At 60.5% G+C, this 21,590-nt stretch carries 26 protein-coding genes; 17 read left to right on the top strand and 9 right to left on the bottom strand.

From position 1 onward, the window contains the following. Positions 1 to 7: 7 nt before the first annotated feature. From AAEO81_RS02280 to pilG, 4 genes are all read right to left on the bottom strand, one after another. A complete protein-coding gene (locus tag AAEO81_RS02280) occupies positions 8 to 2,050 on the bottom strand; it encodes a methyl-accepting chemotaxis protein (RefSeq protein WP_341961373.1) in 2,043 nt (680 codons plus the stop codon). A gap of 248 nt (positions 2,051 to 2,298) precedes the next feature. Beyond that, on the bottom strand, positions 2,299 to 2,838 hold the full coding sequence (locus tag AAEO81_RS02275; protein ID WP_341961372.1) for a chemotaxis protein CheW: 540 nt from the start codon (positions 2,836 to 2,838) through the stop codon (positions 2,299 to 2,301). A 16-nt stretch (positions 2,839 to 2,854) separates the two neighbouring features. Continuing rightward, complete coding sequence (pilH, locus tag AAEO81_RS02270; protein WP_093468272.1) at positions 2,855 to 3,220, bottom strand: twitching motility response regulator PilH; 366 nt, start codon at positions 3,218 to 3,220, stop codon at positions 2,855 to 2,857. A 45-nt stretch (positions 3,221 to 3,265) separates the two neighbouring features. Continuing rightward, complete coding sequence (pilG, locus tag AAEO81_RS02265; RefSeq protein ID WP_341961371.1) at positions 3,266 to 3,676, bottom strand: twitching motility response regulator PilG; 411 nt, start codon at positions 3,674 to 3,676, stop codon at positions 3,266 to 3,268. Between the two features lie 263 nt (positions 3,677 to 3,939). Here pilG and gshB point away from each other — a divergent pair, with 263 nt between their 5' ends. The 7 genes from gshB (at position 3,940) to AAEO81_RS02230 (ending at position 10,176) form a co-directional block, all read left to right on the top strand. Continuing rightward, positions 3,940 to 4,893, top strand: coding sequence for a glutathione synthase (gene gshB, locus AAEO81_RS02260; RefSeq protein ID WP_341961370.1), 954 nt, complete (start codon positions 3,940 to 3,942; stop codon positions 4,891 to 4,893). A 245-nt stretch (positions 4,894 to 5,138) separates the two neighbouring features. Then, the gene (locus AAEO81_RS02255) at positions 5,139 to 6,041 is read left to right on the top strand and encodes an energy transducer TonB (RefSeq protein WP_341961369.1); all 903 of its coding nucleotides are present in this window, start codon (positions 5,139 to 5,141) and stop codon (positions 6,039 to 6,041) included. A gap of 241 nt (positions 6,042 to 6,282) precedes the next feature. Continuing rightward, positions 6,283 to 6,852 carry a YqgE/AlgH family protein gene (locus AAEO81_RS02250; RefSeq protein ID WP_341961367.1) on the top strand — a complete coding sequence of 190 codons (570 nt, stop codon included), beginning with the start codon at positions 6,283 to 6,285 and terminating at the stop codon, positions 6,850 to 6,852. Beyond that, complete coding sequence (ruvX, locus tag AAEO81_RS02245; RefSeq protein ID WP_166595748.1) at positions 6,852 to 7,292, top strand: Holliday junction resolvase RuvX; 441 nt, start codon at positions 6,852 to 6,854, stop codon at positions 7,290 to 7,292. The genes AAEO81_RS02250 and ruvX overlap by 1 nt, the downstream gene beginning before the upstream one ends. A 77-nt stretch (positions 7,293 to 7,369) precedes the next feature. Then, positions 7,370 to 7,891 (top strand): bifunctional pyr operon transcriptional regulator/uracil phosphoribosyltransferase PyrR, encoded by a 522-nt coding sequence (pyrR, locus tag AAEO81_RS02240; protein ID WP_341961365.1) that lies wholly within the window; start codon positions 7,370 to 7,372, stop codon positions 7,889 to 7,891. A 12-nt stretch (positions 7,892 to 7,903) separates the two neighbouring features. After that, positions 7,904 to 8,908, top strand: a complete 1,005-nt coding sequence (locus AAEO81_RS02235; RefSeq protein WP_166595750.1) for an aspartate carbamoyltransferase catalytic subunit — start codon at positions 7,904 to 7,906, stop codon at positions 8,906 to 8,908. After that, positions 8,905 to 10,176, top strand: coding sequence for a dihydroorotase (locus AAEO81_RS02230; RefSeq protein ID WP_341961364.1), 1,272 nt, complete (start codon positions 8,905 to 8,907; stop codon positions 10,174 to 10,176). The genes AAEO81_RS02235 and AAEO81_RS02230 overlap by 4 nt, the downstream gene beginning before the upstream one ends. A 93-nt stretch (positions 10,177 to 10,269) precedes the next feature. Here AAEO81_RS02230 and AAEO81_RS02225 read toward each other — a convergent pair whose 3' ends face one another. Beyond that, positions 10,270 to 10,689 carry a TM2 domain-containing protein gene (locus AAEO81_RS02225; RefSeq protein WP_341961362.1) on the bottom strand — a complete coding sequence of 140 codons (420 nt, stop codon included), beginning with the start codon at positions 10,687 to 10,689 and terminating at the stop codon, positions 10,270 to 10,272. A 250-nt stretch (positions 10,690 to 10,939) separates the two neighbouring features. On the opposite strand from AAEO81_RS02225, the gene AAEO81_RS02220 reads away from it, so the two are divergent. Next, positions 10,940 to 11,665, top strand: coding sequence for a C40 family peptidase (locus tag AAEO81_RS02220; RefSeq protein ID WP_166595753.1), 726 nt, complete (start codon positions 10,940 to 10,942; stop codon positions 11,663 to 11,665). 129 nt (positions 11,666 to 11,794) lie between these two features. Here AAEO81_RS02220 and AAEO81_RS02215 read toward each other — a convergent pair whose 3' ends face one another. Continuing rightward, positions 11,795 to 12,829: a type IV pilus twitching motility protein PilT gene (locus AAEO81_RS02215; protein WP_166595754.1), complete on the bottom strand. Its 1,035-nt coding sequence runs from the start codon at positions 12,827 to 12,829 to the stop codon at positions 11,795 to 11,797. 54 nt (positions 12,830 to 12,883) lie between these two features. On the opposite strand from AAEO81_RS02215, the gene AAEO81_RS02210 reads away from it, so the two are divergent. From AAEO81_RS02210 to AAEO81_RS02170, 9 genes are all read left to right on the top strand, one after another. Beyond that, complete coding sequence (locus AAEO81_RS02210) at positions 12,884 to 13,570, top strand: YggS family pyridoxal phosphate-dependent enzyme (RefSeq protein ID WP_341961360.1); 687 nt, start codon at positions 12,884 to 12,886, stop codon at positions 13,568 to 13,570. Between the two features lie 24 nt (positions 13,571 to 13,594). Further along, positions 13,595 to 14,413: a pyrroline-5-carboxylate reductase gene (gene proC, locus AAEO81_RS02205; protein WP_341961358.1), complete on the top strand. Its 819-nt coding sequence runs from the start codon at positions 13,595 to 13,597 to the stop codon at positions 14,411 to 14,413. Positions 14,414 to 14,424: 11 nt separating this feature from the next. Further along, positions 14,425 to 15,015, top strand: coding sequence for a YggT family protein (locus AAEO81_RS02200; protein WP_341961357.1), 591 nt, complete (start codon positions 14,425 to 14,427; stop codon positions 15,013 to 15,015). A 193-nt stretch (positions 15,016 to 15,208) separates the two neighbouring features. Then, the gene (locus AAEO81_RS02195) at positions 15,209 to 16,348 is read left to right on the top strand and encodes a homoserine O-acetyltransferase (protein ID WP_341961356.1); all 1,140 of its coding nucleotides are present in this window, start codon (positions 15,209 to 15,211) and stop codon (positions 16,346 to 16,348) included. A gap of 7 nt (positions 16,349 to 16,355) precedes the next feature. Continuing rightward, entirely contained in the window at positions 16,356 to 16,976 is a 621-nt protein-coding gene (gene metW, locus AAEO81_RS02190; RefSeq protein ID WP_341961354.1) for a methionine biosynthesis protein MetW, read from the top strand. A 23-nt stretch (positions 16,977 to 16,999) separates the two neighbouring features. Next, complete coding sequence (locus AAEO81_RS02185) at positions 17,000 to 17,446, top strand: DUF4426 domain-containing protein (RefSeq protein WP_341961353.1); 447 nt, start codon at positions 17,000 to 17,002, stop codon at positions 17,444 to 17,446. After that, a complete protein-coding gene (gene rdgB / locus AAEO81_RS02180) occupies positions 17,443 to 18,051 on the top strand; it encodes an RdgB/HAM1 family non-canonical purine NTP pyrophosphatase (protein WP_341961352.1) in 609 nt (202 codons plus the stop codon). The genes AAEO81_RS02185 and rdgB overlap by 4 nt, the downstream gene beginning before the upstream one ends. Further along, positions 18,048 to 19,262, top strand: a complete 1,215-nt coding sequence (hemW, locus tag AAEO81_RS02175; RefSeq protein ID WP_341961350.1) for a radical SAM family heme chaperone HemW — start codon at positions 18,048 to 18,050, stop codon at positions 19,260 to 19,262. Before rdgB ends, hemW begins: the two co-directional genes overlap by 4 nt. 22 nt (positions 19,263 to 19,284) lie before the next feature. Then, the gene (locus AAEO81_RS02170; protein ID WP_062385487.1) at positions 19,285 to 19,608 is read left to right on the top strand and encodes a DUF3392 domain-containing protein; all 324 of its coding nucleotides are present in this window, start codon (positions 19,285 to 19,287) and stop codon (positions 19,606 to 19,608) included. A gap of 109 nt (positions 19,609 to 19,717) precedes the next feature. On the opposite strand, the gene trmB is transcribed toward AAEO81_RS02170, so the two are convergent. The 3 genes from trmB to thiS form a co-directional block, all read right to left on the bottom strand. Beyond that, entirely contained in the window at positions 19,718 to 20,431 is a 714-nt protein-coding gene (gene trmB, locus AAEO81_RS02165) for a tRNA (guanosine(46)-N7)-methyltransferase TrmB (RefSeq protein WP_341964445.1), read from the bottom strand. Between the two features lie 55 nt (positions 20,432 to 20,486). Beyond that, positions 20,487 to 21,281: a thiazole synthase gene (locus AAEO81_RS02160; protein WP_166595763.1), complete on the bottom strand. Its 795-nt coding sequence runs from the start codon at positions 21,279 to 21,281 to the stop codon at positions 20,487 to 20,489. A gap of 67 nt (positions 21,282 to 21,348) precedes the next feature. Then, positions 21,349 to 21,549, bottom strand: a complete 201-nt coding sequence (thiS, locus tag AAEO81_RS02155) for a sulfur carrier protein ThiS (RefSeq protein ID WP_341961347.1) — start codon at positions 21,547 to 21,549, stop codon at positions 21,349 to 21,351. Positions 21,550 to 21,590 lie beyond the last annotated feature (41 nt).

The following is a 21,590-nucleotide window of genomic DNA, read 5'->3' as shown; positions in this document are numbered from 1 at the left end:
CTGACGATCAATGTGAGTCCCGCGATGGCGGCAGTGTAAAACCGGACACCGAACGACGCATCTCGCTGGCCATCTTCGCCAGATTGCCCATGCTCTGCGCAGTGGCTGCGGTGCCCGACGTGGTCTGCGTGGTGGTCTGCTGTATCACGGTCATGGTCGCCGAAATCTGCTGGCCCAGCGCGGCCTGCTGCTGCGCGGCGTTGGTGATGCTTTCGACGAGCGCCGCCAGCACTTTGGAGACCCCTTCGATTTCCTCCAGCGCCACACCGGCATCCTGCGCCAAACGTGCGCCCCGCACCACCTCAGTCGTCGTCTGCTCCATGGAGATGACGGCCTCGTTGGTGTCGTTCTGAATCGCCCGGACCAGTGTTTCAATCTGCTTGGTCGCCGACGATGAACGCTCGGCCAGACGCTGAACCTCGTCCGCCACCACCGCAAAGCCTCGACCGGCATCTCCCGCCATAGACGCCTGAATCGCGGCATTGAGCGCAAGGATGTTGGTCTGGTCGGCAATGTCGTCGATCAGGCTGACAATGTCGCCAATTTCTTGAGAAGACTCCCCCAAGCGTTTGATGCGCTTGGACGTGTCCTGAATCTGTTCGCGAATGTTGTCCATGCCGTTGATGGTGTTGTGCACCACCTCGTTGCCCTTGTTGGCAATTTCCACAGAGCGCTCGGCCACGGCCACCGATTCGCCTGCGTTGGCCGAGACCTGATCGATGGACATCGCCATGTCGTTGATCGCGTTGGACGCTGCCGCAATCTGCAACGCCTGATGCTCGGACGCTGCGGCGAGTTGGGTCGCGGTGGTCTGAGTGTCCTTGACCGCGCCGAAGACCTGCTCGGCGGTGAGGTTGATGGTCGCCACCAGCTCGCGCAACTGGTCGATGGAGTAATTGATCGAGTCAGCGATGGCACCGGTGAAGTCTTCGGTGACCGATGCCGCCACCGTCAGGTCGCCGTCGGCCAAGTCTTCGATTTCATCCAGCAAACGCATGATCGCGGTTTGGTTGCGCTCGCTTTTCTCGGCGGTCTCGCGCAACTGGCGGTTGGTTTCCCGCACCATCACCAGGCCGATCAGGATGATCGACCCCAGCGCCAACAGCCCCAACAGATAGCCCACGTAGATGTTGGCTTTCCGGCCGCCAGCCATGTGTTCGAAGCTGTTCGCCAGCACCGACGCTTCGTCAAGCAGCGTTTGGGACAGGGTAAAAATGTTGCCAGCCGACTCGCGCACATCGAGCAGTTCCGGCGACGTTTCCAGAATTTCGTCAACCGATCCCGACACGAACTGGAACAGCTCGGCGATTTCGGCCAGTCGTGCGCGGGCGTCGCGGTCTTCGACCTGGGTGATTTTCAGCGTTGCGTTGCCTTCCAGCATGCCGTTGAGAACGCGACCAAATTGGCTGGCATCCCGACCAAACGCGTCAGCGGCCTGAACCGCGGTTTCGTCGCCCGAGAGCACGGTGTTCACGGCGCCGAGAATGCGCTCGGCCAGCAGTGACTGACGCTGAGCGAGCGCGACCTGGCTGGCCGGGGCGCGTGTTTGCAGCAGAATATCGACGACCTTTTCCGACTCGATCTGCAATTGCGGGATGGTCTCGGCCAACGTCGCAGCCACCTGATGCAGGGACAGCACCGTTTGCTCGCGGGAGAGAATGACATCGGTGCTTTTTCGCAGGTTTTCCCAGTCGTTCTGCACCGCTTTCAGCTCATCGCTGACTTCGATCGGCGCCGCAGGAAGCCCTGTGTTTTTGTCGCCCTTTTTCAGATATTCCCAGCGCGTGTCGAAATCGTTGCGCGCGTCGGCCAGCAGTTTGAAGGCCGCAGCCTTGCCCGCCGCCGCTTCGGTGGCGTTCTTGGCGATGCGCTGGGACAGCACGCGCAGCTCGCCCGCGTGGCCGATGTACTGTTTGTCGTAGTTGGATTGCGTGCTCAGGTACGCAAAGTTGACGAACAGCAACATGATGAAAATGATCAGGCAGACGAACAGCACGATGATTTGCGAGCGGCTGAATGCGCCTTCCAGTGACTTGCCGGTATTACTCATTGCTCAGGGCTCCGCCTGACGTTCGGTTATTTAACGCATCGGACAGGGCAGCGGTCCTGAATGCACACGATCTACTGTAGGAGCCGGCTTGCTGGCGAAAGCGGAGTGACAGGCAACGTGTGTGCGCCTGATCTGTCGCGTTCGCCAGCAAGCCAGCTCCTACAGGGTTCGCGGTGGATCGCCACTCACCGTTTCCGCGCAGACGCCCGGAAAAGCCACAGCCGCTCCCATGCGACTGGCGAAGCGGATTAAAGGGCGACATTCATGAAGCCCGGCGATTGCACCAACGCTCTGGGGCTGAACACCCGCCAAGCCTGCTCGCGCAGGAAACGGCCTTGGAGGTAGGGCGCAATGTCGGGGTCGCTGTCGTCAGAGGATTCCGGCATCAGGCTGCGCTCATTGAAGTGCTGCATGCCCAACACTTCGTCCACCAGCAGACCGGCGAACACGTCCTGATGATCGATCACCAGCACCCGGCGCTGCTTACGCAAGGGCGACAGTTCATGGCCGAAGAAAGCGTGCAAATCCATGATCGGCAACAACCGCCCGCGTAGGTTGGCGATGCCCCGAACCCAAGGCTTCACGCCTGGCAGCGCGGCATAACGAGGCTCATGCAGGATTTCGTCGACTTCGCCCATCGGCGCGACGTACAAATGCTCGCCCATGCGAAAACCGATGCCGCTCCAGCCTTGCTGCCGGGTTTCCTGCAACGGAAGTCCGGCCGCCAACGAGCGGCACCGCTGGTCGATGTCGAGCAGCAGTTGAAAGGCAGTTTGTGACTGAGCCATGGACGCTGGCCGGCCTTCAGCCCGCCAACACCGCGTTCAGGGTTTTCATGAGGGTTTCTTCGTCCACCGGCTTGGTCAGGTAATCCCGCGCACCCTGGCGCTTGCCCCAGACCTTGTCGGTTTCCTGATCCTTGGTGGTGATCATGATCACCGGGATCATGTTGGTGTCGGCATCTTTAGTCAGTTGGCGGGTGGCCTGGAAGCCGTTCAGGCCGGGCATGACGATGTCCATCAGCACCGCATCGGGTTTTTCCTGACGCGCCAGGGCGACGCCATCGGCACCGTTTTCAGCCTTGAGCACCTGATGACCGTGCTTTTCCAGCATCCCGGTCAGCTTGTACATTTCGGTCGGCGAGTCGTCGACGATCAGAATTCGAGCCATGGTGCATCCCCATAGAAACAGCCGCCCCTCACGGAAGGCACGGCATCAAGATAGTTGTTGTTCTACTGCCACGAACCCCGGCACGTGGGCCTTGATCGCACTGAGCAGCTCTTCCTTGCTAAACGGCTTGGTCAAAAACTGATCGGACCCGACGATACGCCCTTTGGCCTTATCGAACAGCCCGTCCCTGGAGGACAACATGATCACCGGCGTAGACTTGAATGCCCGGTTGTTCTTGATCAACGCACAGGTCTGATACCCGTCCAGCCGGGGCATCATGATGTCGACAAAAATGATTCTTGGATGATTATCGGCGATCTTGGCCAGAGCATCGAAGCCATCGACAGCGGTGATCACCTCACAACCGACGTTCTTCAACAGCGTCTCGGCGGTCCGACGAATCGTGCGCGAGTCGTCGATGATCATGACTTTCAGTGGGGCTGAATGCTGTTCCATATCTGCTCTACCATCGCCAAGGCGATTCAGATGGGTTTGCCTTCTGCCTGGCTTCTGGTGCTGTTTGAATCGCTGAACCCCATCTAGAGGGGTATATGACAACTGACCTGACGTCAGATGCCGAGCCTTTTTAGCACACTCTAAAGGCGCAATCCATAAAGCAAATGCGCCACGCTTGCCCCTTGACCGCGAGCCAGCGCAGCGCCACCCTGACGCGTATTTTCAGGCCCACTCAGGCCATTACCGGACAGAGGATATACCCCATGAGCGTTCGCGTTGGCATTGTCATGGACCCTATCGAGCGCATCTCCTATAAAAAGGACAGCTCGCTGGCCATGCTCCTGGCGGCGCAGGCGCGCGGCTGGTCGCTGTTCTACATGGAACAGCAGGATTTGTATCAGGTAGCCGGTCAGGCCCGCGCCCGCATGAAACCGCTGAAAGTCTTCGCGAACCCGGAGCACTGGTTCGAATTCGAAGCCGAAATCGACAACGGCCTCGACGATCTGGACGTGATCCTGATGCGCAAGGATCCGCCGTTCGACATGGATTTCATCTACACCACGTATCTGCTGGAACAGGCCGAACGTGCGGGCACGTTGATCGTGAACAAGCCGCAAAGCCTGCGCGACTGCAACGAGAAGCTGTTCGCGACGCAATTCCCGCACTGCACGCCGCCCACGCTGGTGAGCCGTCGCGCCGACATTCTGAAGGCCTTCGCCGCCGAACATGGCGACGTGATCTACAAGCCGCTGGACGGCATGGGCGGCACCTCGATCTTCCGCCACCGCGCCGAAGACCCGAATCTGTCGGTGATTCTCGAAACCCTGACCGTCAACGGCGCGCACCAGATCATGGCCCAGGCTTACCTGCCAGCGATCAAGGACGGCGACAAGCGCATTCTGATGGTCGATGGCGAGCCGGTGCCGTACTGCCTGGCGCGTATTCCGGCAGCGGGCGAAACCCGTGGCAATCTGGCGGCCGGTGGCCGTGGCGAAGCCCGCCCGCTGAGCGACCGCGACCGCTGGATCGCCGCCGAAATCGGCCCGACCTTGCGTGAAAAAGGCCTGTTGTTCGTAGGTCTGGACGTGATCGGCGACCACCTGACCGAAATCAACGTCACCAGCCCGACCTGCATCCGCGAAATCGACAATGCGTACGGCACCGATATTGGTGGGCTGCTGATGGATGCGATCGACAAGAAGCTGAAGGCCAAGTAACCCTCTCCACTGTAGGAGTGAGCTTGCTCGCGATAGCGGTGTGTCAGTCAATGAATGTGTGGCCGGCCCAACGACATCGCGAGCAAGCTCACTCCTACACGTGCTATGCGTCGATTGCTCTGCCCACTAATCGGCCCGCCGTCATCAAACCCCAAGACGCCCCTGACATTGCGTTATCATGCGCGGCCTGAATTTCGCCTTAGGTTGGTTTTCGCAATGCTGGTTCATGTGATTCCGGAGCGCCGATGAACGCGGCGGTCGACAGTGATCTCCCGATGGCCCTGATCCGCACCCACGTGCGCCCGCGTGATCGTCTGGGTTTTACCCTGCTGATCGCGGCCCTCGTGCATGTGGCGCTGATCCTTGGGGTGGGATTCACCTACGTCAAACCCGAAACCATCAGCCAGACCCTGGAAATCACTCTCGCCCCCTTCAAGAGCGACACCAAGCCGAAGGACGCAGACTTCCTTGCCCAGGAAAACCAGCAGGGCAGCGGCACCCTCGACAAGAAAGCGGTGCCGAAGACCACCGAAATCGCTCCTTATCAGGACACCCAGATCAACAAGGTGACCCCGCCGCCTGCCGCCAAGCCGGTGGTGAAGCAGGAAGCGCCCAAGACCGCCGTCGCCACCAAGGCACCCGCGAAAGAAAAGACCGTCGCCAAACGGGACGAAGTCAAAACCGAAGAGCCTAAGAAAGCCGCGCCGACCTTCGACAGCACGCAGCTGAACAGCGAAATCGCCAGCCTCGAAGCCGAGCTGGCCGACGAGCAGCAGGCGTACGCCAAGCGTCCGAAGATTCATCGCCTGAGCGCGGCCTCGACCATGCGCGACAAGGGCGCCTGGTACAAAGAGGACTGGCGCAAGAAGATCGAGCGCATCGGCAACCTCAACTACCCCGAAGAAGCCCGCCGTCAGCAGATCTACGGCAGCCTGCGGATGATGGTGTCGATCAACCGCGATGGCTCTTTATATGAAGTGCTGGTGCTGGAGTCGTCCGGGCAGCCGCTGCTGGATCAGGCAGCCCAGCGCATCGTCCGACTGGCCGCGCCCTTCGCGCCATTCACCGGCGACCTGTCGGACATCGACCGACTGGAAATCATCCGCACCTGGAAATTCGCCCGTGGGGACAAGCTTTCCAGTAATTGAGTCCAGACATCAACACCTGTAGGAGTGAGCTTGCTCGCGATTGCTGTTGATCAATCAACATCTTGGGTGCAGACATACTGCTATCGCGAGCAAGCTCACTCCTACAGGTGCGTCATTCGCCGTGAAATCGCTTCAGCCTCGGCGACTCAACACATGAAACCTGACCCACGTCGCGATTTATCCCCCGCTGCGTCGGTTCTGCCAGTTGTCACATCAGCCCTACGGCGCCACACTAGGGCTCATGAAAAACGTCACTCCGTCGTACCTCAAGCACCAATTTCTGATCGCCATGCCCCATATGCACGATGAGAACTTCGCTCAGACCTTGACCTACATCGTCGAGCACAACGCCAATGGCGCCATGGGTCTGGTGATTAACCGACCGCAAAGCCTGTCGCTGGCCGATATTCTCGAACAGTTGCGACCGGAATTGGCGCCGCCCGCCCGTTGTCAGCACATCCCCATTCATGTCGGCGGCCCGGTGCAAACCGACCGTGGCTTCGTCCTGCACCCGACCGGCCAGATTTTCCAAGCCACGGTCGACCTGGGTGGCGTCTCGCTGTCCACCTCGCAAGACGTGCTGTTCTCCATCGCTGACGGCTACGGCCCTGATCAGAATTTGATCACGCTGGGGTACGCGGGCTGGGACGCAGGCCAACTGGAAGCTGAATTCGCCGCCAACGCCTGGCTCAACTGCGCGTTCGATCCGGCTATTCTGTTCGAAGTCGACAGCGAACTCCGCCTCGACGCCGCCGCCGCCAAACTCGGCATCAACCTGAATCTGCTGACCAGCCAGGCGGGCCACGCCTGATGGCTGCATTGCGTCTGCTTCTGGGCTTCGACTACGGCACTCGGCAAATCGGCGTTGCCGTCGGCCAGGTGATCACCGGCCAGGCCCGGGAACTCTGTACTTTGAAAGCTCAAAACGGTGTTCCCGACTGGGACAAGGTGCAGGCCCTGATCACTGAGTGGAAGCCTGACGCCATCGTCGTCGGCCTGCCGCTGAACATGGACGGTACGCCCAGCGAGATGAGCGCCCGCGCCGAAAAGTTCTCACGCAAGCTCAATGGCCGCTTCAATCTTCCTGTTTACACCCACGACGAGCGTCTGACGACCTTCGAAGCCAAAGGCGAGCGCATGGCCCGTGGCGGCCAGCGTGGCAGTTATCGTGACAATCCGGTGGACGCCATCGCGGCTGCATTGCTGCTGCAAGGCTGGCTGGACGCCAACGGCGCGCTGTTTGAAACCTGAGCGATTTACACTGCACGACATCCGAGTTTTAGCCCTGCCGTCCGCAACCCCACGGCCGGGTTCTTGAAGGAGCCACTATGACCCTGCCCAACCCCGCCGCCCTGATCAGCCAGATGGCAATCGATCTGAACGCGCACCTCAGCAAACGTGGCATCAGCGAACCCCGCTTCATCGGCATCCGTACCGGCGGCGTGTGGGTCGCGCAGGCCCTACTCGAAGCGCTGGGCAGCCAGTCGCCACTGGGCACGCTGGACGTTTCTTTCTATCGCGACGATTTCAGTCAGAACGGCCTGCACCCTCAAGTGCGGCCGTCGGAGCTGCCGTTCGAGATCGAAGGCCAGCATCTGGTGCTGATCGATGACGTGCTGATGAGCGGCCGCACCATTCGCGCGGCCCTCAATGAACTGTTCGACTATGGCCGCCCCGCTAGCGTGACGCTGGTGTCGCTGCTGGACCTGGACGCTGCCGAGCTGCCGATTCGTCCGAATGTGACCGGCGCGACGCTGAATCTGTCTCCAGACGAACGCGTCAAGCTGTCCGGCCCGACGCCGCTCACGCTGGAGCTGCAAGACCTTTCCACCGATTCCGCCGCCCTCTAAGAGTCCTTTGCGATGACGCCTCTCGACGCCAAGCGCCCGCTGCAACTGAACCATCAGGGTCAGCTGCAACATTTCCTCTCGCTCGACGGTTTGCCCCGCGAACTGCTCACCGAAATCCTCGACACCGCTGATTCGTTCCTCGAAGTCGGCGCCCGGGCGGTGAAGAAAGTCCCGCTGTTGCGCGGCAAAACCGTGTGCAACGTGTTCTTCGAGAACTCGACGCGCACCCGCACTACATTCGAACTGGCGGCACAGCGGCTGTCAGCGGACGTCATCACTCTGAACGTGTCGACGTCCTCCACCAGCAAGGGCGAGACGCTGTTCGACACCCTGCGCAACCTTGAGGCGATGGCCGCCGACATGTTCGTCGTACGTCACGGCGATTCGGGCGCGGCGCACTTCATCGCGGAGCACGTTTGCCCGCAGGTGGCGATCATCAACGGCGGCGACGGGCGTCATGCACATCCGACGCAAGGCATGCTCGACATGCTGACCATCCGCCGCCACAAGGGTGATTTCAAGAACCTCTCGGTGGCCATCGTCGGCGATATCCTGCACTCCCGCGTTGCGCGCTCGAACATGATCGCGCTCAAGGCGCTGGGCTGCCCGGACATCCGCGTGGTCGCGCCGAAAACCCTGCTGCCGATTGGCGTCGAGCAGTATGGCGTGAAGGTCTACACCGACCTGACCGAGGGCCTCAAAGACGTGGACGTGGTGATCATGCTGCGTCTGCAACGGGAAAGAATGTCCGGCGGCCTGCTGCCGAGCGAGGGCGAGTTCTACCGCCTGTTCGGCCTGACCACGGCTCGTCTGGCTGGCGCCAAGCCTGATGCCATCGTCATGCACCCCGGCCCGATCAACCGAGGCGTGGAAATCGAATCGGCGGTGGCCGACGGCGCCCACTCTGTGATCCTCAATCAAGTGACCTACGGCATCGCGATCCGCATGGCCGTTCTGTCCATGGCCATGAGTGGCCAAACCGCACAACGCCAGTTCGAGCAGGAGAACGCCCAGTGAAGTTCAGCATCCTCGGCGCTCGCGTCATCGACCCTGTCAGCGGTCTGGATCAAGTCATCGACGTTCACCTTGAGGCAGGCAAAATCCTCGCTCTGGGCGCGGCCCCCGCCGATTTCTCGCCTTCGCAAACCATCGACGGCCAAGGCCTTGTGGCTGCGCCGGGCCTGGTTGACCTGAATGTGTCCCTGCGCGAACCGGGCTATAGCCGCAAAGGCAGTATCGCCAGTGAAACCCGCGCCGCTGCGGCCGGTGGCGTGACCAGCCTGTGCTGCCCGCCGCGCACCAAGCCGGTCCTGGACACCTCGGCAGTTGCCGAGTTGATTCTGGACCGCGCCCGCGAGGCCGGTCACAGCAAGGTATTCCCCATCGGCGCGCTGAGCAAAGGTCTGGAAGGCGAGCAACTGGCCGAACTGATCGCCCTGCGCGACGCCGGTTGCGTGGCGTTCACCAACGGCCTGACCAATTTCAAGAGCAACCGCACGCTGTGCCGCGCGCTGGAATACGCCGCGACCTTCGACCTGACCGTGATCTTCAATTCGCAGGACCACGATCTGGCAGCAGGCGGCCTGGCTCATGACGGCCCGACGGCAGCGTTCCTCGGCCTGCCGGGCATTCCGGAAACCGCTGAAACCGTGGCGTTGGCCCGCGACCTGCTGCTGGTCGAACAAAGCGGCGTGCGCGCGCACTTCACGCAATTGACCAGCGCACGGGGCGTGGCATTGATCGCTCAGGCGCAAGCCCGTGGTTTGCCGGTGACGGCCGACGTGGCGCTGTATCAGCTGATTCTGACGGACGAAGCGCTGATCGACTTCTCCAGCCTCTATCACGTGCAACCGCCCCTGCGCACCCGCGCCGACCGCGATGCGCTGCGTGAGGCGGTCAAATCGGGCGTGGTTCAAGCGATCTCCAGCCATCACCAGCCTCATGAACGTGACGCCAAGCTGGCCCCGTTCGGCGCGACCGAACCGGGGATCAGCAGCGTCGAGCTGCTGCTGCCGCTGGCGATGACATTGGTGGAAGACGGCCTGTTGGACCTGCCGACGCTCCTGTCGCGTCTCAGCGCAGGCCCTGCAGCGGCCCTGCGTTTGCCTGCGGGCCAGCTGGCAGCGGGTGCGGCGGCAGATCTGGTGTTGTTTGATCCCGCGGCTTCCACTGTGGCAGGCGAAAAATGGCTGTCGAAGGGCGAAAACAGCCCGTTCCTCGGCCACTGCTTGCCGGGCGCTGTGAAATACACCTTTGTGGATGGGCGGATGAGCTATATCGGCTGACTCGTTCGCCGAGAAACCCGGCCCTACTGGCGACATAAAACCTGTAGGAGCCGGCCCGCAGCAAGCCGGCTCCTACAATTGTCCCTCGTGATCTCAACGCCGCTCGGCATTCCTCTCCGATATCTGGTCATTCAACGTCCAGAAGTCATACAAAATCCCCACGAAGAACAGGCCTCCGGTCAGCAAATAGATGATCCCGGTGATCCATTTGCCCTGATACATCCGATGCAGCCCGAACACGCCCAAAAACGTCAGCAGAATCCATGCGACGCTGTAATCGGTCGGTCCGTCGCTAAAACGCGTGTCCGCCTGTTCGTCCATCGAGGGGATCAGGAACAGGTCAATCAACCAGCCAATCCCCAACAGCCCCAACGTGAAAAACCAGATCGTCCCGGTCACCGGCTTGCCGTAATAGAACCGGTGAGAGCCGGTAAAACCGAAAATCCATAACAGGTATCCCATGACTTTGCTGTGGGTGTCTGGCCGCCGGCCGTCCGGGTAATAGGTGTTCATTGGGTACCTCTTTTGTGGCAATAGAAAAAAATATGCGTAAGTTTTGTGACTTTAGTGATGCCGTCCGACGTATGGCTTGAACCTCTGTCCATCCTTGCAAACCCTTGTTCTGCAAGGGGGAGGCCACAGTGATGTGACATTTTTGCGATCAATTCTGACTTCCCGGGCAGTAAATTGTTCGACAAGTGGGATCAGAACCGTTGAAAAAGCTGTTATAAAGTTGCGCGCTGACCTACATGAGCCCTGCCTAATGCGTCCATTTTTGAAGACATGGCTGACTATCTGTCTATTTATGCCACTGGCCGCCCACGCCACCAATCGTGAGCAACCGCTACCTCCAAGCTTCACCGGATTTACAGCGAACAGTCATCCTTCGCCAACATCGGTAGCGAGTAAAAAAGTCACCCAAGAGGCCCTCGAAGAAACGGCAATGCCGCTCGAAACCTCCGGTAAGAAAAGCCGAACCACCAAAGGGAAAAAAGCCCAGGCCGGTTCTCACAAGATTTCGCAGCACACCGTCGCCCTCGCCACAACGGGGCAGATGGGCACCAAGCAAAGCAGCAATGTAGTCAACCGGGCCGTCAAGGCCATCGGTACACCTTATCGTTGGGGCGGCACCAGCCCAACAAAAGGGTTCGATTGCAGTGGCTTGGTGAAATACGCGTTTAACGACGTGAGCGAAGTGGATTTGCCGCGCACCTCCAATGCCATGTCCGAAGGACACGGGCAAAAGGTTGATCGCAAGGACTTGAAGCCAGGCGACTTGTTGTTCTTCAACATCAAGAGCCGTCAGGTGAATCACGTCGCGATTTATCTGGGTGATGACCGCTTCGTCCACGCGCCTCGCCGTGGCAAGGCCGTGACGATCGACACGTTGAAAAAGCCGTACTGGGACAGCCACTACGTCGTGGCCAAACGTGTACTGCCGAAGCAGCCACCGAGCAAGAAAGGCACCGTGCGGATCGCGCAACGCTGAGTCTCAGAGCGACACCGACTTTGTAGGAGTGAGCTTGCTCGCGATGGGTTATGTCAGACAATGATGATGTCACTGACATAACCCATCGCGAGCAAGCTCACTCCTACAGTTGTTTCGGGGGTCCAGAAGCTAGAAATTATCCGGCGTCTTCGCCTTCTCGCGAGCGCTTTCCCGCGTGATCAGCCCTTTGGTCACCAGGTCTTTCAGGCACATGTCCAGTGTCTGCATCCCCAACGCGCCCCCGGTCTGAATCGACGAGTACATCTGCGCCACTTTGTCCTCGCGGATGAGGTTACGGATTGCCGACGTGCCGATCATGATTTCGTGCGCCGCGACCCGACCGCCGCCCACCTTTTTCAGCAACGCCTGCGACACGATGGCGTGCAGCGATTCGGACAGCATCGAGCGAATCATCGATTTTTCCTGAGCTGGAAACACATCCACGATCCGGTCGATACTTTTCGCCGCCGACGTGGTGTGCAGGGTGCCGAACACCAAGTGCCCGGTTTCCGCAGCGGTCAGCGCCAATCGAATGGTTTCCAGGTCCCGCAGCTCACCCACCAGAATCACGTCCGGGTCTTCCCGCAGTGCCGAACGCAGAGCTTCGGCAAAACCATGGGTGTCGCGGTGGACTTCACGTTGGTTGATTAGGCTCTTCTTGGACTCGTGAACGAATTCGATCGGGTCTTCGATGGTCAGGATGTGGTGGTGCTTGTTGGCGTTCAGGTAATCGACCATCGCGGCGAGCGTCGTTGATTTACCCGAACCGGTCGGCCCGGTGACCAGCACCAGTCCACGGGGTACGTCTGTAATCTTCCGAAACACTTCCCCCATGCCCAAGTCTTCCATGCTCAGGACCTTCGACGGAATGGTCCGGAACACGGCGCCTGCGCCACGGTTCTGATTGAACGCGTTGACCCTGAACCGCGCAACGCCAGGCACTTCAAAGGAAAAGTCCGTCTCCAGATCTTCCTCGAAGTCCTTGCGTTGCTTGTCGTTCATGATGTCGTAGATCAGCGCCTGGACTTCTTTCTGGTCCAGCGCTGGCAGGTTGATCCGCCGCACATCGCCATCGACCCGGATCATCGGCGGCAGGCCAGCCGAGAGGTGTAAGTCCGACGCGCCTTGCTTGGCACTGAAGGCAAGCAGCTCGGTAATATCCATACAGCTCCTCATCACATAGAATGCCGCAGACTTTAGCCCTGCTGGCGCAAATCAATGTCCACGATAGCAGAGAACATTTCAACGCTCGCAGAGCGAATTCGTCACGCCGCTCAGGTGGCCCAACGCGACCCGTCGTCCGTCCGGCTGCTGGCCGTGAGCAAGACCAAGCCCGCCAGCGATCTGCGCGAAGCGTATGACGCCGGGCTGCGCGACTTTGGCGAGAACTACCTGCAAGAAGCCCTCGGCAAACAGACCGAATTGAGCGACCTGCCCTTGATCTGGCATTTCATCGGCCCCATCCAGTCAAACAAGACTCGCGCCATCGCCGAGCATTTTGACTGGGTACATTCCGTGGATCGCTTGAAAATCGCACAACGCCTGTCCGAACAACGCCCCACCGAACTGCCTCCGCTCAACCTCTGCATTCAGGTCAACGTCAGTGGCGAGGCGAGCAAATCCGGCTGCACCCCTGAAGATCTGCCTGCGCTGGCACACGCCATCAGCGCCCTGCCCAATCTGAGATTGCGCGGCTTGATGGCAATTCCCGAACCGACCGAAAACAGCGACGAACAGAACGCCGCGTTCGCGACCGTGCGCAACCTGCAAGACCAACTGAAACTGCCGCTGGACACTCTTTCCATGGGCATGAGCCACGACCTGGAAGCCGCCATTGCACAAGGCGCGACCTGGGTGCGGATCGGCACTGCCCTCTTTGGCGCCCGCAATTATGGGCAGCCTTAACTTTTGCCTCACAGGAAGCCGTTCATGAGCAAAACCCGTATCGCGTTTATCGGCGCCGGAAACATGGCCGCCAGCCTGATTGGCGGCATGCGCGCCCAAGGCGTCGCAGCCGATTTGATCCGCGCCAGCGACCCCGGCCAGGAAACCCGTGAGCGCGTGGCGAAAGAGCACGGCATCACTGTCGTCGCCGACAACGCCGAAGCCATCGAAGGCGCCGATGTGGTGCTGCTGGCGGTGAAGCCGCAGATGATGAAAGCCGTCTGCGAAGCGATCAAACCGGCCCTGAAGCCGAACCAATTGATCGTCTCGATTGCCGCCGGTATCACCTGCGCCAGCATGAAAGCCTGGCTGGGCGATCAGCCGCTGGTGCGCTGCATGCCCAACACCCCGGCGCTGCTGCGTCAGGGTGTGAGCGGGCTGTACGCCACCGATGACGTGACCCAGACCCAGCGTCAGCAGGCCGAAACCCTGCTGTCCGCCGTCGGCATCGCGCTGTGGGTGGACACCGAAGCCCAAATCGACGCTGTGACCGCCGTATCGGGCAGCGGCCCGGCGTATTTCTTCCTGCTGATCGAAGCGATGACCGCCGCAGGCGTGAAGCTGGGCTTGTCTCCGGACGTTGCCAAACAGCTGAGCCAGGAAACAGCGCTCGGCGCCGCCCGCATGGCCACCACCAGCGATGTCGATGCGGCTGAGTTGCGTCGTCGCGTCACTTCGCCTGCGGGCACCACGGAAGCCGCGATCAAATCGTTCCAGGCCGATGGCTTTGAAGCGATTGTCGAGAAAGCGCTGGGCGCCGCCGCGCATCGCTCGGCCGAGCTTGCCGAACTGCTGGGCAAATAAAGGAGCAATTCATGAATGCACTCACTGGCGCCACGATTTTCGTCATCCAGACGCTGATCAGCCTGTACCTGACCATCGTTCTGCTGCGCTTCGTGCTGCAACTGGTCAAAGCCAACTTCTACAACCCGCTCTGCCAGTTCGCCGTGCGCGCGACCCAGCCGTTGCTCAAGCCCATCCGCCGCATCGTGCCAAGCGTGCTGGGGCTGGACACCTCGTCCCTGCTGCTGGCCATCGTGATTCAGGCACTGCTGATGGCGTTCGTGCTGATGATGACCTACGGCACCATCGGCGACGTGCCGCATCTGCTGATGTGGTCGATCATCGGCATCACCTCGCTGCTGCTGAAAATCTTCTGGGTGGCGATGATCATCATGGTGATCGTGTCCTGGATCGCGCCGGGCACCCATAACCCGGCTGCCGAACTCGCCTACCAGATCAGCGAACCGATCCTGGCGCCGTTCCGCCGCATCATCCCGAACCTGGGCGGCCTCGACATCTCACCGATCTTCGCCTTCCTGGCGATCCAGGTGCTTCAGTCGTATGTCATGCCTGAGCTGGCAGCCTACGCCGGCATGCCGCAGGAATTGTGGCGGTTGATCTAAACCCGCCACCCTCCTGTAGGAGTGAGCTTGCTCGCGATGGCGGTATGTCAGAACCGTAGATGGCGTCTGATACACCGCAATCGCGAGTAAGCTCACTCCTACAGGTACTCATCTACCAGCCGCCCCGTTGTTTGCTTGCCGCTACCCCCCGCGATCTTTAGACTTACGCCTCATTTCAGTGAGAGCAGGGTCGATGTCCACGGTCTTTCCCGAAGATTCTGTCGGTCTAGTCACGCCGCAGATGGCGCATTTCAGCGAGCCACTGGCTCTGGCCTGCGGGCGTTCGCTGGCCGATTACGACCTCATCTACGAAACCTACGGTCAACTCAACGCTGCCAAGAGCAACGCGGTGCTGATCTGTCACGCCCTATCCGGCCATCATCACGCTGCGGGTTATCACAGCGAAGATGAGCGCAAGCCCGGCTGGTGGGACAGCTGTATCGGCCCCGGCAAGCCTATCGACACGGACAAATTCTTCGTCGTCAGCCTGAATAACCTCGGCGGCTGCAATGGCTCCACTGGCCCGAGCAGCATCAACCCGGAAACCGGAAAGCCTTTCGGCGCCAACTTCCCGGTGCTGACGGTCGAGGACTGGGTGCACAGTCAGGCGCGTCTGGCGGACACCCTCGGCATCATGCAATGGGCGGCCATCGTCGGCGGCAGTCTGGGCGGCATGCAGGCGTTGCAGTGGACCATCACGTACCCGGATCGCGTGCGCCATTGCCTGGCCATTGCCTCGGCGCCCAAGTTGTCAGCGCAAAACATCGCCTTCAACGAAGTGGCGCGACAAGCGATCCTCACTGACCCGGAATTCCACGGCGGCTCGTTCCAGGAAATGGGCGTGATCCCCAAGCGCGGCCTGATGCTGGCACGCATGGTCGGCCACATCACGTACCTGTCCGACGACTCCATGGGCGAGAAATTCGGCCGTGGCCTGAAGAACGAAAACCTCAACTACGACTTCCACAGCGTCGAGTTTCAGGTCGAAAGTTACCTGCGTTATCAGGGCGAAGAGTTCTCTGGCCGTTTCGACGCCAACACCTACCTGCTGATGACCAAGGCGCTGGACTACTTCGATCCAGCGGCCAACTTCGACGACAACCTGGCGGCGACCTTCGCTGGCGCCACGGCGAAATTCTGCGTGATGTCCTTCACCACCGACTGGCGCTTTTCCCCGGCCCGCTCCCGCGAACTGGTGGATGCGCTGATGGCAGCGAAGAAAGACGTCTGCTACCTGGAAATCGACGCACCGCAGGGCCACGACGCCTTCCTGATGCCGATCCCGCGCTACCTGCAGGCCTTCTCCAGCTACATGAACCGAATTGCACTCTGAGGACACCATGAGAGCCGACCTGGAAATCATCCAAGACTGGATACCGGCAGGCAGCCGCGTGCTCGACCTCGGCTGTGGCGACGGCGAATTGCTGGCCTGGCTGAAGGACAACAAGCAAGTGACCGGCTACGGCCTGGAAAACGACGCCGAAAACATCGCGCGCTGCGTGGCCCGTGGCGTGAACGTCATCGAGCAGGACCTGGACAAAGGGCTGGGCAACTTTGCCAGCAACAGTTTCGACATTGTGGTCATGACGCAGGCGCTGCAAGCCGTGCACTACCCCGACCGCATCCTCGACGAAATGCTGCGCGTCGGTCGCCAGTGCATCATCACCTTCCCGAACTTCGGTCACTGGCGCTGCCGCTGGTACCTGGCGAGCAAGGGCCGGATGCCGGTTTCCGAATTCCTGCCGTACACGTGGTACAACACGCCGAACATTCACTTCTGCACCTTCGAAGACTTCGAAGACCTGTGCCGGGGCCGCTCGGCGAAGGTCATTGATCGGCTGGCTGTCGATCAACAGCATCGTCACGGTTGGGCGAGCAAGCTTTGGCCTAATCTGTTGGGTGAGATCGGCATCTATCGGGTCAGCAGCCCCGGCTTGCAGGACCACCAGATCGCCGTGTGATTCCTACTCACAGGAGAACGATCATGGCTCGTCTGATTGCACTGCTGGGCATGCTAATGACGCTGGCGACGCCGCTGATGGCCGCCAACAGCGCCAGCCCGAACCGACAGGAACAGTTCGGCGACCTGATCATTCACTACAACGCCTTCGCCTCCGGCCTGTTGCAACCGGCCATCGCGCAGGAAGCCGGGCTGATTCGCAGCAAAGGCCAAGGCGTGATCAACATTACGGCGGTCAAGAACGGCAAGACCGTTCCGGCCACTGTCAGCGGCACGATCCAGGACCTCACGGGCCGCGAAAAGCCGCTGACTTTCAAGCCCTTCAACGAAAACAGCGCGGTGAATTATCTCGCGCAATTTGCGGTTGAGCCCGACAGCTCGGCGACCTATGTCTTTACCATCAACGTGAAGACCGGGGACGACGACACGCACACGCTCAGCTTCAACCAACAGATTTTCTCGGACGAATGATGACGTTTTCCCAACTCGTACTCGCCAGCCACAACGCCGGCAAACTCAAAGAACTCCAGGCCATGCTCGGCGGCAGCGTGCAGCTGCGCTCGATTGGCGAGTTCAGCAGCGTCGAGCCTGAAGAAACCGGCTTGTCGTTCGTCGAGAACGCGATCCTCAAGGCCCGCAATGCCGCACGCATTTCCGGCCTGCCCGCGCTGGCCGACGATTCAGGGCTGGCGGTGGACTTCCTCGGCGGAGCGCCGGGCATTTATTCAGCGCGTTACGCCGATGGCAAAGGCGACGCGGCGAATAACGCCAAGCTGCTCGACGCTTTGAAAGACGTGCAGGAAGAGCAGCGTGGCGCGCAGTTCGTGTGCGTGTTGGCGCTGGTCCGTCACGCCGACGATCCGCTGCCTATCCTCTGTGAAGGGCTGTGGCATGGCCGCATTTTGACCGCCGCCAGTGGCGAGCATGGGTTTGGCTATGACCCGCTGTTCTGGGTGCCTGAGCGCGGCCTGTCCAGCGCCGAGCTGACGCCCGCCGACAAGAACCAGATCAGCCACCGCGCCCGCGCCATGGCCATTCTGCGTCAGCGCCTGCTCCTGGATGTGGCGGGGAAATGACCCAGGATTCAACCACCCGGCCGCTGATCGTTGGTGCGGCCGGTTTCAGCTCCGAACAGCCTCGAAGCCCATTGCCCGAGCTGCCTCCGCTGTCGCTGTACATCCATATCCCGTGGTGCGTGCGCAAATGCCCGTACTGCGACTTCAATTCCCATACCGCCAGCCCTGTTCTGCCCGAGCAGGAATACGTCGACGCGCTGTTGGCTGACCTGGATCAGGACCTGCCCCACGTCTACGGACGCGAGCTGAGTTCGATCTTCTTCGGCGGCGGTACGCCCAGCCTGTTCAGCGCCGACGCATTGGGACGATTACTGAAAGGCGTCGAGCAACGCATCCGTTTCGCCCCAGACATTGAAATCACGCTGGAAGCCAACCCCGGTACGTTCGAGCAGGTCAAGTTCAGCGCCTATCGCGGCCTGGGGATCAATCGCCTGTCCATCGGCATCCAGAGCTTTCAGGAAGCCAAACTCAAGGCGCTAGGCCGCATCCACAACGGCGATGAAGCTGTGCGGGCGGCGGACATGGCGCGTCAGGCCGGTTTTGATAACTTCAATCTGGACTTGATGCATGGCTTGCCGGATCAGTCGCAGGACGACGCGTTGGGCGATTTGCGCCAGGCCATCGCCCTCGCCCCGACGCATCTGTCGTGGTATCAGCTGACGCTCGAACCGAACACCGTGTTCTGGAATCAGCCGCCAACGCTGCCGGAGGACGATATCCTCTGGGACATTCAGGAGGCGGGGCAGACGCTGCTCAGGGAAAACGGCTACGCGCAGTACGAAGTGTCGGCCTATGCGCAACCAGGCCGTCCTGCGCGGCATAACCTGAATTACTGGAGCTTTGGCGATTTCATCGGCATTGGCGCGGGCGCTCACGGCAAACTCAGTCACCCCGATGGTCGCATCCTGCGCACGTGGAAGACCCGTTTGCCCAAGGATTACCTGAATCCGGCGAAGCCTTTTCAGGCGGGGGAAAAGCTGCTGCCACTGGACGAAATGCCCTTCGAATTCCTGATGAACGCACTGCGCCTGACAAATGGTGTGGACGCTGCATTATTTCAGCGTCGCACGGGTCTAAGCGTCGATTCGCTCGCCAGTGCGCGTCAGCAGGCCGAACAACGGGGCTTGCTGGAAACCGATCCAACGCGTCTGGCGGCCACTGCCCGAGGTCAACTGTTCCTCAACGACCTGCTGCAGTACTTTCTTCTTTAAGGCTTAACGCAAAGGAAACTGAATGGACCTCGTACTCGACCTGCTGGCCACTGTCTCACGCTGGAGCCGCAGCAACCTGTCGGAAATCGCACTGGCGTTGGTAGGCTGCCTGCTGATCCTGTTCGGCGCAGACATCAAAGGCTGGATTGAAGGTCGCCTGAGCAGCTTTGCCGGTGCATTGCGCGTACCGGTCATGGCGCTCCTGTGCACCATCGGTAGCGGCGCCGCGCTGATTTACGCCACACCTTGGGTCGTGCGCGGGCTGAGCCAGTTCAACAACTACAGTCTGGCGCCCGTGCTGTTGGTGGTGCTGGTGCTGATCGGGGTTGTTGCCGACAGGAAGTGATCCTGAACCCCGGCGCTAAACGAACTGTGGGAGCGAATTCATTCGCTCCCACAGGTTCATGCCAACCTCTGAATCCGCGTCCGACCCTATTGGGTGGGACGCGGTTGAATCAGGCCAGCTTCTCGAACTTCAAATCCCACACCCCGTGCCCCAAACGCTCACCACGGCGTTCGAACTTGGTGATCGGGCGCTCCGCAGGGCGCGGGACGCATTTGCCGTCTTCGGCCAGATTGCGATAACCCGGCGCGACGTTCATCACTTCCAGCATGTACTCGGCATACGGTTCCCAGTCGGTGGCCATGTGCAGAACGCCGCCCGGCTTGAGCTTGGTGCGCACCAGTTCAGCGAATTCGGCTTGTACGATGCGGCGTTTGTGATGACGCGCCTTGTGCCACGGGTCCGGGAAGAACAGCATGAGACGATCAAGGCTATTGTCGGCCACGCAGCGGTTGAGCACTTCGATCGCGTCGCAATCGTAGACCCGCAGGTTGGTCAGGCCTTGCGTCAGCACGCCATTGAGCAGCGCGCCAACACCTGGGCGGTGCACTTCGACGCCGATGAAATCCTGCTCCGGCGCGGCTGCGGCCATTTCCAGCAACGAGTGGCCCATGCCGAAACCGATTTCCAGGGTGCGCGGCGCCGAGCGACCGAACACCTTGTCGAAATCAACCGGCGCGTCCGCCAGCGGCAGCACGAACAGCGGCTTGCCCTGGTCCAGACCGCGTTGCTGGCCTTCAGTCATGCGACCTGCGCGCATCACGAAGCTCTTGATGCGTCGATGGTGGCTGTCATCGCCCTGGGCTTTACCGTCTTCGTCGTTCATCACTTCGTCGTCCGGAAGTGGGTCAGGCGTTTGCGAATCAATCATCAACAGGCTCTTACTTGATCAGACCATCCAGCGGCGAGGACGCGCTGGCATAGAGTTTCTTCTGCATACGGCCAGCCAGGTAAGCCATGCGGCCTGCCAGGATGGCGTGTTTCATGGCTTCGGCCATGAGGATCGGTTGTTGCGCGTGGGCGATGGCCGAGTTCATCAGCACCGCTTCGCAGCCCAGTTCCATGGCGATGGTGGCGTCGGAGGCTGTGCCGACACCGGCATCGACCAGCACCGGGACTTTCGATTCTTCGAGAATGATCTGCAGGTTGTAGGGGTTGCAGATCCCAAGACCGCTGCCGATCAGACCGGCCAGCGGCATGATCGCGCAGCAGCCGATTTCGGCCAATTGACGCGCGATGATCGGGTCGTCGCTGGTGTACACCATCACGTCAAAGCCTTCCTTGACCAGCGTTTCGGCGGCTTTGAGGGTTTCGATCACGTTCGGGAACAGAGTCTTCTGGTCAGCCAAGACTTCCAGTTTCACGAGGTTGTGGCCATCGAGCAGTTCGCGAGCGAGGCGGCAGGTGCGCACGGCTTCGATGGCGTCGTAGCAGCCAGCCGTGTTTGGCAAGAAGGTGTAGCGATCCGGTGACAGCACTTGGAGGAGGTTCGGTTCGCCTTCGGTCTGGCCGAGGTTGGTGCGGCGCACAGCGAAGGTGACGATTTCGGCGCCCGAGGCCTCGATGGCCAGACGGGTTTCTTCCATATCCTTGTACTTGCCCGTGCCGACCAACAGGCGCGACTGGAAAGTACGACCGGCCACTGTAAACGGCTTGTCGCTACGAACATTGCTCATCGGAAATCCTCTTTACGGTTGAGGTTCTTGCAGTTCTTCTGGATCGGGCCGGCTGCGGCGCTGCGAATCAGCCGCCGCCGATGGCGTGGACCACTTCGACCTGATCGCCTTCGTTCAGCGCCGTGGAAGCGTGTTGGCTGCGCGGGACGATATCCAGATTCAGCTCCACCGCGATTCGACGCCCCGTCAGCTCCAGACGGTTCAGCAACGCCGCGACGGTCTCGCCATCGGGCAGTTCGTAGGATTCACCGTTCAACTGAATGCGCATGCGAAAGGCAGCCATCATTTTTAGGGGCGAGCATTCTAGCC

The organism is Pseudomonas sp. RC10, from assembly GCF_038397775.1.
Lineage (GTDB): Bacteria > Pseudomonadota > Gammaproteobacteria > Pseudomonadales > Pseudomonadaceae > Aquipseudomonas > Aquipseudomonas bambusae.
The sequence above is the reverse complement of the archived record's forward strand: the minus strand, read 5'-3'. Positions and strand labels throughout refer to the sequence as shown.

Excerpts from the sequence above, each read along its gene's own strand:
- AAEO81_RS02280 (WP_341961373.1), bottom strand. The coding sequence starts at position 2,050 with ATGAGTAATACCGGCAAGTCACTGGAAGGCGCATTCAGCCGCTCGCAA.
- AAEO81_RS02275 (WP_341961372.1), bottom strand. The coding sequence starts at position 2,838 with ATGGCTCAGTCACAAACTGCCTTTCAACTGCTGCTCGACATCGACCAG.
- pilH (WP_093468272.1), bottom strand. The coding sequence starts at position 3,220 with ATGGCTCGAATTCTGATCGTCGACGACTCGCCGACCGAAATGTACAAG.
- pilG (WP_341961371.1), bottom strand. The coding sequence starts at position 3,676 with ATGGAACAGCATTCAGCCCCACTGAAAGTCATGATCATCGACGACTCG.
- gshB (WP_341961370.1), top strand. The coding sequence starts at position 3,940 with ATGAGCGTTCGCGTTGGCATTGTCATGGACCCTATCGAGCGCATCTCC.
- AAEO81_RS02255 (WP_341961369.1), top strand. The coding sequence starts at position 5,139 with ATGAACGCGGCGGTCGACAGTGATCTCCCGATGGCCCTGATCCGCACC.
- AAEO81_RS02250 (WP_341961367.1), top strand. The coding sequence starts at position 6,283 with ATGAAAAACGTCACTCCGTCGTACCTCAAGCACCAATTTCTGATCGCC.
- ruvX (WP_166595748.1), top strand. The coding sequence starts at position 6,852 with ATGGCTGCATTGCGTCTGCTTCTGGGCTTCGACTACGGCACTCGGCAA.
- pyrR (WP_341961365.1), top strand. The coding sequence starts at position 7,370 with ATGACCCTGCCCAACCCCGCCGCCCTGATCAGCCAGATGGCAATCGAT.
- AAEO81_RS02235 (WP_166595750.1), top strand. The coding sequence starts at position 7,904 with ATGACGCCTCTCGACGCCAAGCGCCCGCTGCAACTGAACCATCAGGGT.
- AAEO81_RS02225 (WP_341961362.1), bottom strand. The coding sequence starts at position 10,689 with ATGAACACCTATTACCCGGACGGCCGGCGGCCAGACACCCACAGCAAA.
- AAEO81_RS02220 (WP_166595753.1), top strand. The coding sequence starts at position 10,940 with ATGCGTCCATTTTTGAAGACATGGCTGACTATCTGTCTATTTATGCCA.
- AAEO81_RS02215 (WP_166595754.1), bottom strand. The coding sequence starts at position 12,829 with ATGGATATTACCGAGCTGCTTGCCTTCAGTGCCAAGCAAGGCGCGTCG.
- AAEO81_RS02210 (WP_341961360.1), top strand. The coding sequence starts at position 12,884 with ATGTCCACGATAGCAGAGAACATTTCAACGCTCGCAGAGCGAATTCGT.
- proC (WP_341961358.1), top strand. The coding sequence starts at position 13,595 with ATGAGCAAAACCCGTATCGCGTTTATCGGCGCCGGAAACATGGCCGCC.
- AAEO81_RS02200 (WP_341961357.1), top strand. The coding sequence starts at position 14,425 with ATGAATGCACTCACTGGCGCCACGATTTTCGTCATCCAGACGCTGATC.
- AAEO81_RS02195 (WP_341961356.1), top strand. The coding sequence starts at position 15,209 with ATGTCCACGGTCTTTCCCGAAGATTCTGTCGGTCTAGTCACGCCGCAG.
- metW (WP_341961354.1), top strand. The coding sequence starts at position 16,356 with ATGAGAGCCGACCTGGAAATCATCCAAGACTGGATACCGGCAGGCAGC.
- AAEO81_RS02185 (WP_341961353.1), top strand. The coding sequence starts at position 17,000 with ATGGCTCGTCTGATTGCACTGCTGGGCATGCTAATGACGCTGGCGACG.
- rdgB (WP_341961352.1), top strand. The coding sequence starts at position 17,443 with ATGATGACGTTTTCCCAACTCGTACTCGCCAGCCACAACGCCGGCAAA.
- hemW (WP_341961350.1), top strand. The coding sequence starts at position 18,048 with ATGACCCAGGATTCAACCACCCGGCCGCTGATCGTTGGTGCGGCCGGT.
- AAEO81_RS02170 (WP_062385487.1), top strand. The coding sequence starts at position 19,285 with ATGGACCTCGTACTCGACCTGCTGGCCACTGTCTCACGCTGGAGCCGC.
- trmB (WP_341964445.1), bottom strand. The coding sequence starts at position 20,431 with ATGAACGACGAAGACGGTAAAGCCCAGGGCGATGACAGCCACCATCGA.
- AAEO81_RS02160 (WP_166595763.1), bottom strand. The coding sequence starts at position 21,281 with ATGAGCAATGTTCGTAGCGACAAGCCGTTTACAGTGGCCGGTCGTACT.
- thiS (WP_341961347.1), bottom strand. The coding sequence starts at position 21,549 with ATGCGCATTCAGTTGAACGGTGAATCCTACGAACTGCCCGATGGCGAG.